This is a genomic window from Pseudomonas sp. C321, from assembly GCF_055407105.1.
In genome coordinates this window covers 17,379-33,358 of the sequence record NZ_JBUZRB010000004.1, presented here as the reverse complement: position 1 = coordinate 33,358, position 15,980 = coordinate 17,379, and the positions used below count along the sequence as shown (strand labels likewise).

Sequence of the window (15,980 nt, the reverse complement as noted above, 5' to 3'; positions counted from 1 at the left end):
CAATTAAGAAATCAGTTTCTCAAGATCATTGGCTGATAGACGTTTGAGGGCCTCCAGAGATTTAGTCAGTTCGTCCTGTAACGGTTGCAAATCGCTTTGCAAGCCTTGCAACTGATCACAGAAGTCACGCAGGTTTTCGGTGGCAAACAGCACCTTTAGCGGCACCTCCAGGTTCAATTGCTCGCGAATGCGCATCGTCACCTGGGTGGCCAGCAACGAATGGCCGCCGAGGGCAAAGAAGTTATCATTGAGGCCCACCCGGGCGACCTCCAGTACCTCTTGCCAGATGCCGGCAACGCTCTGCGCCAGTTCGCTGTCCGGCGCCACATAGTCCGTTTGCGACAGGCTGGCGTCAGGCTCGGGTAACGCCTTGCGGTCGAGTTTTCCATTGGCTGTCAACGGCATCTGCTCCAGCAATACCAAATGCGCAGGCACCATGTACTCCGCAAGGTGTGCCTTGAGGCTCCGGCGCAGCTCACCACGCCAGACCGCCTGATCCTCCACTTGCACCGAGGGCACAAGGTAGCCGACCAAGTGCGTACCGCCCGCGCCCTCCCGAGCCAGGACCACCGCCTCGCGTACCGATGGCTGATCCAGCAAGCAGGCTTCGATTTCTCCCAGTTCGATACGGAAACCGCGAATCTTTACCTGCTGGTCGATCCGGCCCACATACTCGACCACCCCATCGGCGCGATACCGTGCCAGGTCGCCAGTGCGGTACAAGCGCCCACCTTCGTTGGAGAACAGGTCCGGAATAAAACGCGCGCCGGTCAGATCAGCCCGATTCAAATAGCCCCGCGCCAATCCTGCCCGCCCCACATAGAGTTCACCGATACAGCCCTTGGCCACCGGGTTGAGTTGTGCATCGAGCACGTACCAGGACAGGTCCGCAATCGCCACGCCGATCGGGCTGGACGCGCCATTGTCCAAATCCGCCAACGACAGCGGCCGGTAAGTGACGTGTACCGTGGTTTCGGTGATGCCATACATGTTGATCAGTTGCGGAGCGCAATCGCCGAATCGCGCGAACCAGGGCCGCAGGCTACTCACTTCCAGCGGCTCGCCGCCAAATACGATGTAGCGCAGCGAGAGATCGCGCGAAGACTCTTGCGCGCAGGCCACACCCATCAGTTGCTTGAACGCCGATGGTGTCTGGTTCAGCACCGTCACGCGCTCCTGGTAAAGCAGATCGAGGAAGGCGTGCGGCGAACGACTGACCTCTTGCGTCACGATCACCAGGCGGCCACCGTACAGCAGGGCGCCAAAGATCTCCCAGACCGAGAAGTCAAATGCGTACGAGTGGAACAGCGTCCAACAGTCATCGGGACCGAAGTTGAACCAGTCCTGGGTAGCCTGGAACAACCGCAGGACGTTTCGGTGCGGTAACAACGTGCCCTTGGGCCTACCGGTGGAGCCAGAGGTGTAGATCACATAGGCCAGGTTATCCGGCGCGACCACCACCTGCGGGTTGTGGTCGAAAACTCCGTGGTCGTCCTCGATCAACAGGCTGCGCACGCCTTGCGGGATCGGCAGGCTGGCAAGTAGTTGGCCTTGAGTCAGCAACAAGGTCAGGCCACTGTCCTGGATCATGTACTGCAATCGATCATCCGGGTAGGCCGGGTCCAGTGGCACATAGGCGCCGCCGGCCTTGAGGATCGCCAGCAAGCCGACGAGCATCTGGAACGAGCGCTCCACCGCGATGCCCACCAGCACTTCAGGCCCAACGCCCTCGGCGATCAAGACATGGGCCAGGCAGTTGGCCTGGCGATTGAGTTCGCCGTAACTGAGGTGCTGGTCGCCCAACACCAGCGCCACGGCATCAGGTGCCCTGGCCGCTTGCAGTTCGATCAAACGATGGATCGACTCGCCTTGCGGATAGTGGCCCGATACTCCATTCCACTGCTCCAGGGTCAATTGACGCTCATCGTCAGTCAACATGGGCAGCTCGGCAATGCGCGCTCCAGGCTGCACGACGATGCCCTGCAACAGAGTCCGCCAATGCTGCGCCAGGCGTTCGATGGTGCTGCGTTCAAACACGTCACTGGCATAGGTCAGCGAGGCGATCAAACCGGCTTCGCTTTCGGTGGTGTCCAGGACCAGGTCGAACTGCGCGGTTGCACTGTCCCAGGCCAGCCCCTCGATATGCAAATTGTCCAGTTGAGTGGGGTGAGCCGCGCGACTCTGATGGTTAAACAGCACCTGGAACAACGGGCTGTGGCTCAGGCTGCGCTGGGGTTGCAGGGCATCCACCAGTTGCTCGAACGGCAGGTCCTGGTAGGTCTGGGCGTCGAGCACCGACTGGCGAACCTGGCGTAGCAGGTCGCTAAACGAGTCCTGCCCGTCGACCTCGGCGCGCAGCACCTGGGTGTTGACGAAGAAACCTACCAGCCCTTCTGTTTCCATTCGATTGCGATTGGCTACTGGCACGCCGACGCGGATGTCCGCCTGACCGCTATAGCGGTGCAACAACATCTGGAACGACGCCAGCAACAGCATGAACAGCGTGACCTGTTCACGTTGCGCCAGGGCCTGCAAACCGTCGGCAAGCTGCGACGGCAAGGCGAAGTCCAGGCGCGCACCGCGAAAGCTCTGCTCGGCTGGACGCGGGAAATCGAACGGCAATTCCAGCACCGGCTGCTCACCGCCCAGTTTCTCGCGCCAGTACGCCAGTTGCCGGTCACGTTCGCCCTCGGCCATCCGCTGCTTTTGCCAGGCCGCATAATCGGCGTATTGCAGGGGCAGCGGGTTCAACCGGGCCTCGCGACCTTCACAGCCAGCCGCGTAAAACTGTACCAGTTCGTCGACGATGATCTGCATCGACCAGCCATCAGAAATGATGTGGTGCTGGGTGATCACCAGTACGTGATGATCGGCCTGGATCTCCAGCAATTTGACGCGCATCAGCGGCCCGTTGAACAGGTCGAATGGACGCTGGATTTCCTCTTCCACCCGCTGCTGGATCGCCCCGGCCGCCACGCGTTGCTGCTCGACAGCCTGCATGCGATGCGGCTGAATCACCTGCCAGGTTCGCTCGCCCTCCTCCACGAAGACGGTGCGCAGGGATTCATGTCGCTGCACCAGGGCCTGGAACGCTTGCTCCAATGCATGCACATTCAGCTCGCCGCGCAAATGCAACGCGGTCGGTACGTGGTAAGCGGCGCTGTCGGGGTCCAGTTGCCAGAGAAACCACTGGCGCTCCTGGGCCGATGACAACGCCAGCGGCCGACCGCGCTCCAGAGCCACCATCGGCAGGCTTTCCCGGGTTTGCAGGCCCTCGCAGGCCTCGGCAAATGCCTTCAAGGTGGGCTGTTCGAACAGAGTGCGCAGCGCCACTTCAAGTTGCAGGTCATGACGAACCCGGGAAATCACCTGGGTGGCCAGCAGGGAGTGGCCGCCACGCTCAAAGAAGTGATCGTCGAGGCCGACGCTGTCAACCTGCAACACCGCCTGCCAGATCGCCGCCAGTTGCGCCTGAAGAGAGTTTTGCGGGGCGACGTAGGCAACCTCGGACCGATTCAGATCAGGCGCGGGCAATGCCCGCCGGTCGAGCTTGCCGTTGTTGTTCAAGGGCAGCGCGCCGAGCAATAGCACATGGCCTGGCACCATGTAATCAGGCAACGACTGGCGCAAGGAGGCAATCAGTTGCTGGCGAAAGTGAGCCTCGTCGACTGAAGGGTCGCTGGCGACGACATACGCCACCAACTGCGCGCCACTCGGGCTGTGGTGGGCAATAACGGCGGCCTCGTGCACTTGTTCCAGGGTCTGCAGGCAGGCTTCGATTTCGCCCATTTCGATGCGCAAACCGCGAATCTTCACCTGATGGTCGATGCGCCCGGCGTATTCCAGGGCGTCATCGCCGTTGTAGCGGGCCAGGTCGCCACTGCGGTAAAGACGTGCGCCCGGCAATGGCGAGAACGGGTCCGGCAGGAAGCGCTCGGCGGTCAGTGCGGGACGGTCAAAATAGCACTGGGCCAGACCGGCCTCGGCACCGATGAACAGCTCGCCGACGCCACCGGTTGGCAACAACTGGCCGGCACTGTCGAGGACATACAGCGACCGGCCGTCGATGGCCCGCCCAATAGGAATACCAAACGCATCGCTGGTATCGTCCAGCCTGCATTGATGCACGCTGGACACCACCGTGGCCTCGGTCGGGCCATAGGTATTGAGCAGGCGCACCGCGCCCAGACCGGCTTCATGCCAGACCCGCAAGCCTTCCACGGACATGGCTTCGCCACCCACGTGAACCTGGCGCAGGTTGCCCAGGGAGCCGCCGAGTGCGCATTCCTTGGCCAGCAGATACCAGTAAGCAGCCGGCAAATCGGCCAGGGTCACGCCCTGGGCAACGATTTCCCGCGCCAGTTGCCCGGCGTCCAGCAGCTCATCGCCGCGCATGATCAGCGCCGCACCGGCGCACAACGGCGGGTAGCATTGCTCGACAAAGCCATCGAAGCTGAACGTGGCAAACTGCAGCACTCGGTCCTCGGGGCTCAGCACGCTGTAATCCTCAGCGCTCTGGCAGAACTGGCCGAGGGCCGCATGATCAATCGCCACGCCCTTGGGCAGGCCGGTGGAGCCGGAGGTGTAGATCACGTAGGCCAGGTCGGCAGCGACCGCGTGATTGGACGGATTGCTGGCGGGGTAGCTCGCCAGTTCGGCGCCTGTGGGGCTGAAATCCAGGCGCGTCAGTTGCTCGGGTAACGGCAGGTCTTCCAGCAGGCCGGTCTCACACAGCAGCAAGTCAAGGCGGCTGTCGGCGAGCATGTAGGCCAGACGCTCGGTGGGGTATTTCGGGTCCACCGGGACATAGGCGGCGCCACTCTTGAGTACGGCCAGCAAGCTGACAATCAAGTGCGGGCCACGCCGGCAGGCCAAGCCGACCCGCTGGCCGGGGCCGACGCCGTGCTCCTGCAGGCGATGGGCCAGGCGATTGGCCCGCTCATTGAGTTGGCCATAGCTCAGGGCTTGATCGCCTGCCTGCACAGCCAGGGCCGCGGGTGTGGCCAGGGCCTGGGCAGCGATGCGCTGATGAACCAGCGCGTGACTGCGCGGGGTCGATACTGGCGATTGGCTGAGCGCCAGCACAGCACGACGACCGGGCGCATCCAGCAGCTCCAGGGTGCCCAGGCAAGCCTGGGCATTGGCGACCAACTGCGCCAACAGGTGTTGCAGGTTGACGCTCAACTGACGCACGCCAGCCTCGCTGAAGCGCGCCGTGTCGTAGCTGAACGCCAGGCGCAGGCTGGCACCCAGCTCGATGCCCAGGGTCAACGGGTAATTGGTGCGTTCGTGATTGTGCAGTTCGCCAAAGGCCAAGCCGGCGGGCGCGCCTTGCTTGAGCGCCTCGGCCACCGGGAAGTTTTCGAACACCAGCAGGCTGTCGAACAGGGCCGAGCCTTGCTGACCGGCCCAGGCCTGAATGTCATACAGCGGCACGTGTTCATGGTCACGCAGGCTCAGGTTCAACGCTTGCAGTTCGCTCAACCAAGGCCCGACCCGCTCGGCCGGCCCAGGGCTGCTGATGATGGGCAAGGTGTTGATGAACAGGCCCAACTGCTGCTCGATGCCCGGCAACGGTGCCGAACGCCCGGCCACCGTGGCGCCAAAAGCCACACAGTCCTGGCCGGTATAGCGTTGCAGCAACAGGCTCCAGGCCCCTTGCAACAGGGTGTTGAGGGTGATTTTTTGTTGACGGGCGAAGTCGATCAACGCCTGGCTCAAGGCACTGTCGACACTCACCTGATGCTCCGCCATGCCCGTTGCGCCGACGGGAGGCCGCAGCGCATCGGCCAGCAAGGTGGGCGCTTGCAGCGGCGCCAGGGTGGCTTTCCAGAACGCCTCACCGGCCTGTGATGCTTGCTGTTGCAGCCAGCTCAGGTAATCGCGGAACTGCCCAAGGGGCGCCGGCAATAGATGGCCGGCGTAATGGCTGATGACTTCACCGAGCAGTTGGGCGTTGCTCCAGCCGTCCATCAGGATGTGATGACTGGTGTAGATCAAATGCCAGGTTTCATCGCCACCGCGCACTAGCATCAGGCGCAACAGCGGCGCGCTGCTCAGCTCAAAACCCAGTTCGCGTTCGGTGCTGGCCAGGGCATCCCGGTCGGCGTAGATATCGTCGATCACCTGCAACTGCAGGTCCACCTGGCGATGGATCACTTGATGCGCGCTGTCCAGGCCCAGCCAATGGAAGCTGCTACGCAGGATGTCATGGCGGTCGATCGCCGCTTGCCAGGCGCGACCGAAGGCCAGCACATCCAACCCTCGAATATCCAGGCGCAGTTGATTGATGTAAGCCTGCGCCTGAGGCTCATACAAGGTGTGGAACAACATGCCCTGCTGCATCGGCGACAACGGGTAGATATCGTCGATGGCCGGGCCTTCCACCGGCAGCCGATCCAGTTGCTGCTGAGTCAGGGTCGCCAGGGGGAAGTCCGACGGCGTGACCTGGCCCGGCGGCGCGGCGCAGCAGTGCTCGATCAGCGCCTTGAGTTCCCGAGTGTAGATATCGGCCAACTGCTGGATAGTCGAGGCGCTGAACATTTCGCGGCTGAACCCCCATTGCAGTGCCAGCTCGCCGCCATACACCTGGCCTTCCACTGTCAGCCAGTTGGCCAGCGGCGCTTCGGGGTCCTGAGCCTGACCGCTGCCCTGAGTGGCCGGAACAAAGAGTGCCGACTCATCGAACTGCCGGTCGAACTGCCCCAGGTAGTTGAAGGTGATACGCGGCGCCGGCAGTGCCGAAAGCGCTTCGCGGGCCGCAGGTTCGCCGAGGTAGCGCAACAGTCCGTGGCCCAGGCCTTTACCGGGCACGGCGCGCAGCTGTTCCTTGATCGATTTGATTGAAGTCGCCAGTTCAGCCGCCGGTTGCAGGCGCACCGGGAACACGCTGGTGAACCAGCCGACGGTGCGGGTCAGGTCCAGGCTATCGAACAGGTCTTCGCGGCCATGGCCTTCAAGCTGGATCAAGGCGGCGTCCTGGTCGCTCCAGCGGCAGACGGCGCGGGCCAATGCAGTCAGCAGCAAGTCGTTGACCTGGGTGCGATAGGCCGCCGGGGCGGTTTGCAGCAATTGACGGGTCAGCTCAGCGTCGAGGCGGGTTTCGATCTTTTGCCCCAGGCGGTTGTTCAGGCCGCCCTGTGGATTATCGCAAGGCAGGTCGGTGGTGCTCGACTGCCTAAGCCAGTACGGCAGCTGGTCGTTGAGGGTCTGCGCGTGGGCATGTAGATGCTGCGCCCAGTGCTGGTAGGCACTGGTCTTGGCCGGCAGTACCGACGGTTGTGCGGCTGAGTGCTGCTGATAAGCCTGCTGCAAATCCTCCAGCACGATGCGCCAGGACACGCCGTCCACCACCAGGTGATGAACCACCAGCAACAAACGCTGGCTGCCATCGGCCAGATTGATCAGCGCGGCGCGCAACAGCGGCCCCTGCCGCAGGTCGAGGCTGCGTTGCGCCTCGTCACACAGCGCGGCCAATTCATCGACGCTGTCGGCGCGGCATTGCCATAGCCCGGACTCGCTGACCGCTGTGGCGTGGGTTTGGCACCAGCCCTCGGCCTCACCGGCAAAGCGCAGGCGCAAGGCATCATGGTGGTTGATCAGTTGGATCAACGCCGCTTCCAGCGCCGGGACCACCAGCGGTTCACGAGGCGTCAGCAGCAACGACTGGTTCCAGTGATGACGGGCCGGGATGGCCTGCTGGAAAAAAACCTGCTGCACGGGCGTCAGGATTACTTCGCCGCTGACCGGGCCTTGATCGATCGCGTTGTGCTGATCAAAGGTCGCTACCCGCGCCAGGCTGCGCACGCTCTGGTACTGAAACAGGTCCCGTGGGCTCAGGCGAATCCCGGCCTGGCGAGCGCGGCTGACCATCTGGATGGAGATGATCGAGTCACCCCCCAGTTCGAAGAAGTTGTCTTCCAGGCCGACCTGCTCAACGCCCAGCACATCGCCCCAGATCGCCGCCAGGGCTTTTTCCAGATCGCTGCCGGGCGCAACAAAGGCCTGCTGCGGCGCCGCGTCCGGCAACGGTAGCGCCTTGCGGTCGAGCTTGCCGTTAGCGGTAACCGGCAGTTTCGCCAACGGCATCAGGTAGGTCGGCACCATGTATTCCGGAAGGTTGCCCAACAGCCAGGCCTTGAGGTCCTGTTGCCACGGCGTGGTCGGCTCCGCGGCATCCAGCACCAGATAAGCCACCAGCTGTTTACCGCCCTGCACCAGCACCACCGCTTCACGCACCAGAGGGTGCTGCATCAGGCGGGTCTCGATTTCTCCCAGCTCGATGCGCAGGCCCCGCAGCTTGACCTGATGATCCAGGCGCCCGAGGTATTCAATCACCCCGTCGGCACGCTGGCGCACCCGGTCGCCGGTGCGATACAGGCGCGCACCGGCAGTGAAAGGGCACGGCACGAAGCGCTCGGCGGTCAGCCCCGGACGGCGGTGATAACTGCGGGCCAGCCCGGTGCCTCCCAGGTACAACTCACCCGCTACACCGGCCGGAACCGGGTTCAGTTGCGCGTCCAGCACGTAGGTGCCGAGGTTGGCGATGGGCCGACCGATGGGCACGCTGTCGGCGCCTTCGTCGACACACGTCCAGTGCGTGACGTCGATGGCCGCTTCCGTCGGCCCATACAGGTTGTACAGCGCCGCGTTCGGCAGTTTGGCGAAGACTTGCAATTGCGCATCCAGCGCCAGAGCTTCACCGCTGCACACGATGCGCTTGAGGCTTGCACAAGCCTGGACGCCAGGCTCGTGAATAAACGCCTGGAGCATCGACGGCACAAAGTGCAAGGTGCTGATGTGCTGCTCGCGGATAGTTTCGATCAGGCGGGCCGGCTCGCGGTGTTCGCCAGGGGCGGCCACCACCAGGCGCGCGCCTGTCATCAACGGCCAGAAGAACTCCCAGACCGACACGTCGAAACTGAAGGGCGTTTTCTGCAACACCGCGTCGCTGCCGTCCAGGCCGTAGGCGTCCTGCATCCAGCACAGCCGGTTGACCAGCGCGCGATGGCTGTTGCCGGCACCCTTGGGTTTGCCGGTCGAGCCCGAGGTGTAGATCACATAGGCCAGGTTCAAGCCATGCACTATCACCGCGACGGGCTCGGTGCTGTAACCCTCAAGCCAGTCGGGCTGCGGGTCCAGCATGATGACCTTGACCTCGTTCGCAGGCAGCCTATGCAGCAGGCTGGTCTGGCTGAGCAAGAGGGCGATGCCACTGTCTTCGATCATGTAGGCCAGGCGGTCCAGCGGGTACTCCGGGTCCAGCGGGACGTACGCGCCGCCGGCCTTGAGGATCGCCAGCAGGCCGACCACCATTTCCACGGAGCGCTCGACACAAATACCCACCAGCACATCCGGACCAACCCCTTGCTGACGCAAGGCATGGGCCAACTGGTTGGCGCGAGCGTCGAGTTGGGCGTAGCTCAATACCGTCGCGCCGAACACCAGGGCCGGTGCTTGCGGGGTTCGTTGCACCTGATCTTCGATCAACTGATGAATGCCGCGCTCGGTCGGGTACTGCTCATCAGTCTGGTTCCAGCCATGGACCAGCACCAGCCGCTCATCGGCGGCCAGCATTGGCAACTCCCCGATACGCTGGTTGCCATCGACGACCATGGCCTGCAACAGACTGATCCAGTGCCGGGCCATGCGCTCGATGGAAGCAGAATCGAACAGGTCATTGGCGAAGGTCAGCGCGGCGTGCAGGGTGCCGGACTTTTCATAAGTGTCCAGGGTCAGGTCGAACTGGGTGGTGCGGCCTTGCCATTGCACCAGGGACAGTTCCAGCCCGGAAGCGGTGCTCACCGACGCGATGTCTGCCACCACAGGCTGGTGGTTGTACATGACCTGGAACAACGGCGTGTGGCTCAAGCTACGCTCGACTTTCAACGCTTCCACCAGGCGCTCGAACGGCAGCTCCTGATGGGCCTGGGCGCCCAAGGCGTGCTCCTTGATACCTTGCAACAACTCGCCGACGCGGGTTTGTCCGGTCAGCTCGGTGCGCAGTACCTGCGTGTTGACAAAGAAGCCGATCAACCCTTCGATCTCGGTGCGGTTGCGGTTGGCAATCGGCACGCCAATACGCAGGTCGCCCTGGCCGGTGTAGCGGTGCAGCAGCACATTAAAGGCGCCGAACAGCAGCATGAACAGCGTGACGTTGTGTTGCTGCGCGCAACTGCGCAGTTGCACGGCCAGCGCCGGATCAATCGCAAAATCATGACGCGTGCCCCGGTAGCTGGGCATGGCCGGACGCAGATGGTCGATGGGCAGTTCCAGCACCGGATGCTCATCGCCCAGACGCGCTTGCCAGTATTCCAGTTGGCGAGCCTGTTCGCCCGCCTCCAGCCAGCGGCGCTGCCATAGGGCATAGTCGCTGTACTGAATCGGCAAGGCCGGCAGTTGGGGCGCTTCATTACGTTCATGGGCGTCGTAGCAGCGGATGAACTCGTCGATCAATACATTCATCGACCAGCCATCGGAAACGATGTGGTGCAGGGTCAGCAGAAGCACGTGCTCCTGCTCGGCCAACTTGAGCAATTGCACCCGCAGCAGCGGGCCATTAGCCAAGTCGAAGGGCAAGAGTGATTGCCGGGTAGCGGCATCCGTCACCGCGTGTTCACGCGCGGCGGGCGCCAGAGAGCTGAAGTCCACCTGTTCGATGGCCAACGACGGCTGCACGGCAACCTGCAACAAGCGCTCATCGGCCTGGCGCTGGAACACCGTGCGCAAGGTTTCATGACGTGCCACCAGGCTGGCGAACGCTTGCTCCATGGCGGGCAGGCTCAACGCGCCCTTGAGCCGTACGGCCCCCGGCAGGTTATAGGCTCCACTGGAGGGATCCAATTGCCAGAGAAACCACATCCGCTGCTGCGCGTAGGACAGCGCCTGTCGGTCCTCGGCCTCCACGCCTGCCGGAATCGGAAACCGGGAAAAATCCACCCCTTCCTTGTGCAACGCCTGGAGGAACATCTGGCGTTTTTCCAGGGGCAACCCGATAAACCGGCGAGCAAGTTTCAAGGAGTCTTCAGCGTTCATTTCTTGGGATCCGGGGCAATAGGCAGGAAGCACAAAGGCACGTCGTCCCTATAAAACGAATCCGGGAGGGAAAAATTAGCGGCGGGATTTAGTCAGACGGGAGGCTGCGGGAGGTGTCATCAAGGGTTACATCAAACATCGGAAAGCCTGGCGAAGTCGTCCTATCATTGACGGACCTCATACTTTGCAACTAAATTTAGTTACACGCAGGGAGCGCCGTGTCAAAAAATGAAAAGCTGCTCGCCAAATTGCTCAATGAGCAAATGACGTTTACCTGGCCTGAACTCGTTACGCTGTTGCGTCGACTGGGCTACACACAAATCGAAGGGGCTGGTAGCCGGGTCAAGTTCGACAAGGGCGACCCGAGTGCAATGATTACCCTGCCCACACCTCACCCCGGTAACGAGTTGAAACATTACATCCGGCGCCAGATCATCGAACAATTGAAATCAGGAGACCTGATTCAGTGAACAACCAGTTGAAACACAAAGGCTATATCGGCTCCATCGAAGCCAGCGTCGAGGACAATTGCCTGTTCGGCAAGCTTCTGTTCATCAAGGCTCTGATCAGCTACGAGGGCCAGACCGTGGCCCAGTTGGAAACAGCCTTTTGCGAGGCTGTGGACGATTACCTCGACACTTGCCAGAAGCTCGGACAAACACCAGAAAAGCCCTGCAAGGGCTCGTTCAACGTTCGAGTCGGTCATGACCTCCATTTAGCCGCCGCCTTGGCGGCGACCCGTCAAAAAGTGACGCTCAACGACCTGACGCGACAAGCATTGAACGAGTTCCTGCAACAGCATGCGATGGGGTGACCCGCCACCCATCACCCCAGCCGCCGATACCCCAACACCGCTGAAACCAACACCACGCCTGCGGCAACCAGCGCCACCCAGAACCCACTGGGGGCGCCAAAGTGATCGATCATCCAGCCGGAACTGGCAGCACCGATGGCCACACCGATACTCAGGCCGGTGATCAGCCAGGTCATGCCTTCGGTCAAGCGGCTGGGCGGGACAATTTGCTCCACCAGGGCCATAGACACGATCAGGGTTGGGGCAAAGAACAGACCTGAGACAAATACCGCCACCGACAGGCCAGGAATGTTCACCACCAGCAACAACGGCAGCGTGGTCAGCGCCGTAGCCACGCCGCAGTACAGAAACTGCCTTGGCAACGGCGCTGCCAGTTTCAGGGTGCCAAAGGCCAGCCCCGCCAGGCACGAGCCGATGGCGTAGACCGACAACACAATACTCGCTGCAGCAGGTTGGCCCTGATGCTGGGCGAACGCGACGCTGACCACATCCACCACGCCGACAATGGTGCCCATGGCCATTAGCAGGATCATCAGGATCAGCACCGACGGCGACGCAATCAACCAACCCCCGTGATGGCCGTGGTGCTCATGTACCGGTGGCTCGGTCTGGCGTTGCAGGACGAAGACGGTGACCCCAACGGCCAGAAACAACAACGCCATCAACGGCCCTGCTTCGGGAAACAGCACCACGCTCAGCCCCACCGACAGGGGCGGCCCGAGAATGAAACACACCTCGTCCAGCACCGACTCCAGGGCAAAGGCGGTTTTCAGTTTTGGCTGGCCTCGATATAACTCGGTCCAGCGCGCCCGCACCATGGCCGACATGCTGGGCATGCCACCGGCCAGGGCAGCGAACAGGAACAAGGTCCAATTCGGCGCCTGCAAGCGGGTGCACAGCAACACCATCAACAGCGCGCCACCACCCAGGATTGCCGCCACCGGCAACACCCGGCTCTGGCCATAGCGGTCCACCAGCCGTGACACCTGGGGCGCGCAAAAGGCCGTGGCCAAGGCAAAGGTCGCCGCCACCGCGCCGGCCAATCCGTAACCGCCGTGAACTTGCGACAGCATGGTGATCAGCCCGATGCCCGTCATGGAAATCGGCATGCGAGCGAGCATGCCCGCCAATACAAAAGCCCTGGAACCTGGCGCCTTGAACAACTCGGCGTAAGGGTTTGCCATGGTGCGTAACCTCTACCTGAATGCCCTGAAATTTGCGTCGTGTGTTATCAGGGGGAAAATACATTTGAAACCCAAAGTTTGATAGCGATACACCGCCATCGGCGCATTCCTGCCAATCGGTGAACTTGTGCCAGGCGCCGCCAGTCAGCTAACTGAACGCTCTGGAAAAGGTTGGGTGCTGAATGCGTATCTCGTTGGATCAACAAGTGGCCCTGGTCACCGGCGCCAGTTCCGGGATCGGCGCCGGAGCTGCCAAGGCTCTGGCCGAGGCCGGGGCTGCGGTGGTGCTGAACTACAACGCTCAGGCGGCGCCGGCGCAAGCCTTGGCGGCGCAGATCAATGCCAGCGGTGGCCGGGCGATTGCCGTCGGCGCCGATGTCTCAAAAGAGGCCGACGTCGAACGACTGTTTGCGCAAACCCTCGACGCCTTCGGCCACCTGGACATTCTGGTGGCCAACTCCGGTATGCAGAAAGACGCCGCAGCCGTGGACATGACCCTCGACGACTGGAACAGCGTCATCGGCGTCAACCTCACCGGCCAGTTCCTCTGTGCCCGCGCAGCCTTGCGTATCTTCAATCGCCAGGGCATCCGCGAAGGTATCTCCCGGGCCGCCGGAAAAATCATCCACATGAGTTCGGTCCACCAGCTCATTCCCTGGGCCGGGCACGTCAACTACGCGGCGTCCAAGGGCGGTGTCGAGATGCTGATGCGCACCCTCGCCCAGGAAGTCAGCCCGCAGCGCATTCGCATCAACGGCATCGCGCCGGGGGCGATTCGCACAGCAATCAACCGCGCTGCCACCGAGGGCGATGCCGAGCAGCAACTGCTCAAGTTGATTCCCTACGGTCGGGTCGGCGATGTCGAAGACGTGGCCAACGCGGTGGTGTGGCTGGCCAGCGATGCCTCCGATTATGTGGTGGGCAGCACCTTGTTTATTGATGGCGGCATGAGCCTTTATCCGGAGTTTCGCGGCAATGGTTGATCTGAAGAACGAAGCACAAAGCGCCATTGATGCCCACGGCATCATCGGCGATATGCGCACTGCCGCCCTGGTCAACGACAAGGGCAGCATCGACTTTTTCTGCTGGCCGGAGTTCGACAGCCCGTCGATCTTCTGTTCGTTGCTGGACTCCCCCGCTGCCGGGATCTTCCAACTGACTCCGGACTTGCCCGACGCCCGCCGCGAGCAAATTTACCTGCCGGACACCAACGTCCTGCAAACCCGCTGGCTCAGCGATGAGGCGGTGGTGGAAATCACCGACCTGTTGACCATCAGCGAAGAAGTCGACGACCTGCCGTTGCTGGTTCGCCGGGTGCGGGTGGTCAGCGGCAAGGCGACGATTCACCTGCGCTGCGCTGTACGCCATGACTACGCCCGTGCGCCAACCCGCGCCACCGCCGACAATGACGACGTGTGCTTTGAGACCCCTGGTCAACCCGGCCTGCGCCTGGCCAGCAGCCACGCCCTGCAGATCGACGGCGACGCAGCCGTCGTCAGTTTCACCCTGGAACAGGAGCAAGGCGCCGAATTTGTCCTCGGCGGCATCGACGATCCCAGGATTGAAAGCACCAGCACCGACCTGTGCCTGGAGCGCACCTTGAAGTTCTGGCGCGACTGGATCGCCCAGTCCAACTATCGCGGACGCTGGCGGGAAATGGTCAACCGCTCGGCTTTGGCCTTGAAGCTGTTGACCTCGCGTAAACACGGCGCCATTGTCGCCGCCGCCACCTTCGGCCTGCCGGAAACCCCCGGCGGCGAGCGCAACTGGGACTACCGCTACACCTGGATCCGCGATGCGTCGTTCACCGTCTACGCCTTTATGCGCCTGGGCTTTGTCGAGGAAGCCAACAGCTACATGCGCTGGTTGAAGGGCCGGGTCAGCGACTGCTGCGGCGCGCCCATGAAGATCAACATCCTGTATGGCATCGACGGTCGCCAGGAGCTGCCCGAAACCGAGCTGAGCCACCTGCGCGGCCATGGCGGCGCGCAACCGGTACGTATCGGTAATGAGGCCTACGACCAGGTACAGCTGGATATTTTCGGCGAACTGATGGACGCGGTGTACCTGGTCAACAAATACGGCGAAGCCATCTCCCATGAAGGCTGGAAACACACCCTGGAAGTGGTGGGTCAGGTCTGCGAAACCTGGAACCACAAAGACGTCGGCATCTGGGAGATGCGCGGCGAACAGCATCATTTTTTGCATTCGCGGCTGATGTGCTGGGTGGCCCTGGACCGCGCCATTCGCCTGGCCTCCAAACGTTCGCTGCCGGCGCCGTTCGCCCGTTGGGACCAGACCCGCCAGGCGATTTATGAAGATATCTGGAGCAATTTCTGGAACGAAGAACGCGGGCATTTCGTGCAGCATATCGGCAGCACCCAGCTCGACGGTTCGATGCTGCTGATGCCGCTGGTGCGCTTCGTTGCCGCTACCGATCCGCGCTGGTTGTCGACCCTGGACGCGATCCAGAAAAACCTGGTGCGCGACGGCATGGTCTACCGCTACCGCAACGACGACAGCCAGATCGACGGCCTGCAAGGCACCGAAGGCGCGTTTGCCGCCTGTTCATTCTGGTACGTCGAATGTTTGGCCCGTGCAGGCCAAGTGGAAAAGGCGCACCTGGAGTTTGAGCAGTTGCTGCGCTACGCCAATCCGCTGGGTTTGTATGCCGAGGAGTTCGACAGCCAGGCACGACATCTGGGCAATACGCCACAAGCGTTGAGCCATTTGGCGTTGATCAGCGCGGCGACGTTTTTGGATCGCAAGCTGAGTGGCATGAAAACCGTCTGGCAGCCTTGAGGGGGACAAGCCCGCTCGCCACAGGTTGTTTTGCAATTATCAAAAGCTATGTATATATCGGTGCGACCGTTTTACTGCACCACCAGATATTCAAGGAAAGAATATGACCCAGCACATACGACGAAGCATAAACACAGGGAAGGTCT

The 15,980-nt window shown here is 62.1% G+C and carries 6 protein-coding genes; 4 read left to right on the top strand and 2 right to left on the bottom strand.

All coding sequences use genetic code 11. The annotated features are described in order from the left end of the window. Positions 1-3 precede the first annotated feature (3 nt). Positions 4-11,034: a non-ribosomal peptide synthase/polyketide synthase gene (locus tag ACZRJ6_RS13050; RefSeq protein ID WP_463968844.1), complete on the bottom strand. Its 11,031-nt coding sequence runs from the start codon at positions 11,032-11,034 to the stop codon at positions 4-6. Positions 11,035-11,252: 218 nt separating this feature from the next. On the opposite strand from ACZRJ6_RS13050, the gene ACZRJ6_RS13045 reads away from it, so the two are divergent. Beyond that, on the top strand, positions 11,253-11,504 hold the full coding sequence (locus ACZRJ6_RS13045; RefSeq protein WP_463968845.1) for a type II toxin-antitoxin system HicA family toxin: 252 nt from the start codon (positions 11,253-11,255) through the stop codon (positions 11,502-11,504). Further along, complete coding sequence (locus ACZRJ6_RS13040) at positions 11,501-11,848, top strand: type II toxin-antitoxin system HicB family antitoxin (RefSeq protein WP_463968846.1); 348 nt, start codon at positions 11,501-11,503, stop codon at positions 11,846-11,848. The genes ACZRJ6_RS13045 and ACZRJ6_RS13040 overlap by 4 nt, the downstream gene beginning before the upstream one ends. A gap of 11 nt (positions 11,849-11,859) precedes the next feature. On the opposite strand, the gene ACZRJ6_RS13035 is transcribed toward ACZRJ6_RS13040, so the two are convergent. Then, positions 11,860-13,032, bottom strand: a complete 1,173-nt coding sequence (locus ACZRJ6_RS13035) for an MFS transporter (RefSeq protein ID WP_463968847.1) — start codon at positions 13,030-13,032, stop codon at positions 11,860-11,862. Between the two features lie 182 nt (positions 13,033-13,214). Here ACZRJ6_RS13035 and ACZRJ6_RS13030 point away from each other — a divergent pair, with 182 nt between their 5' ends. Together ACZRJ6_RS13030 and ACZRJ6_RS13025 are read left to right on the top strand one after the other, a co-directional pair. Further along, a complete protein-coding gene (locus ACZRJ6_RS13030; protein ID WP_463968848.1) occupies positions 13,215-14,015 on the top strand; it encodes a glucose 1-dehydrogenase in 801 nt (266 codons plus the stop codon). Further along, the gene (locus ACZRJ6_RS13025; RefSeq protein WP_463968849.1) at positions 14,008-15,834 is read left to right on the top strand and encodes a glycoside hydrolase family 15 protein; all 1,827 of its coding nucleotides are present in this window, start codon (positions 14,008-14,010) and stop codon (positions 15,832-15,834) included. Before ACZRJ6_RS13030 ends, ACZRJ6_RS13025 begins: the two co-directional genes overlap by 8 nt. Positions 15,835-15,980: the final 146 nt, after the last annotated feature.

Coding starts and splice junctions, on each gene's coding strand:
- ACZRJ6_RS13030 (WP_463968848.1), top strand. CDS start 13,215: ATGCGTATCTCGTTGGATCAACAAGTGGCCCTGGTCACCGGCGCCAGT.
- ACZRJ6_RS13050 (WP_463968844.1), bottom strand. CDS start 11,034: ATGAACGCTGAAGACTCCTTGAAACTTGCTCGCCGGTTTATCGGGTTG.
- ACZRJ6_RS13025 (WP_463968849.1), top strand. CDS start 14,008: ATGGTTGATCTGAAGAACGAAGCACAAAGCGCCATTGATGCCCACGGC.
- ACZRJ6_RS13035 (WP_463968847.1), bottom strand. CDS start 13,032: ATGGCAAACCCTTACGCCGAGTTGTTCAAGGCGCCAGGTTCCAGGGCT.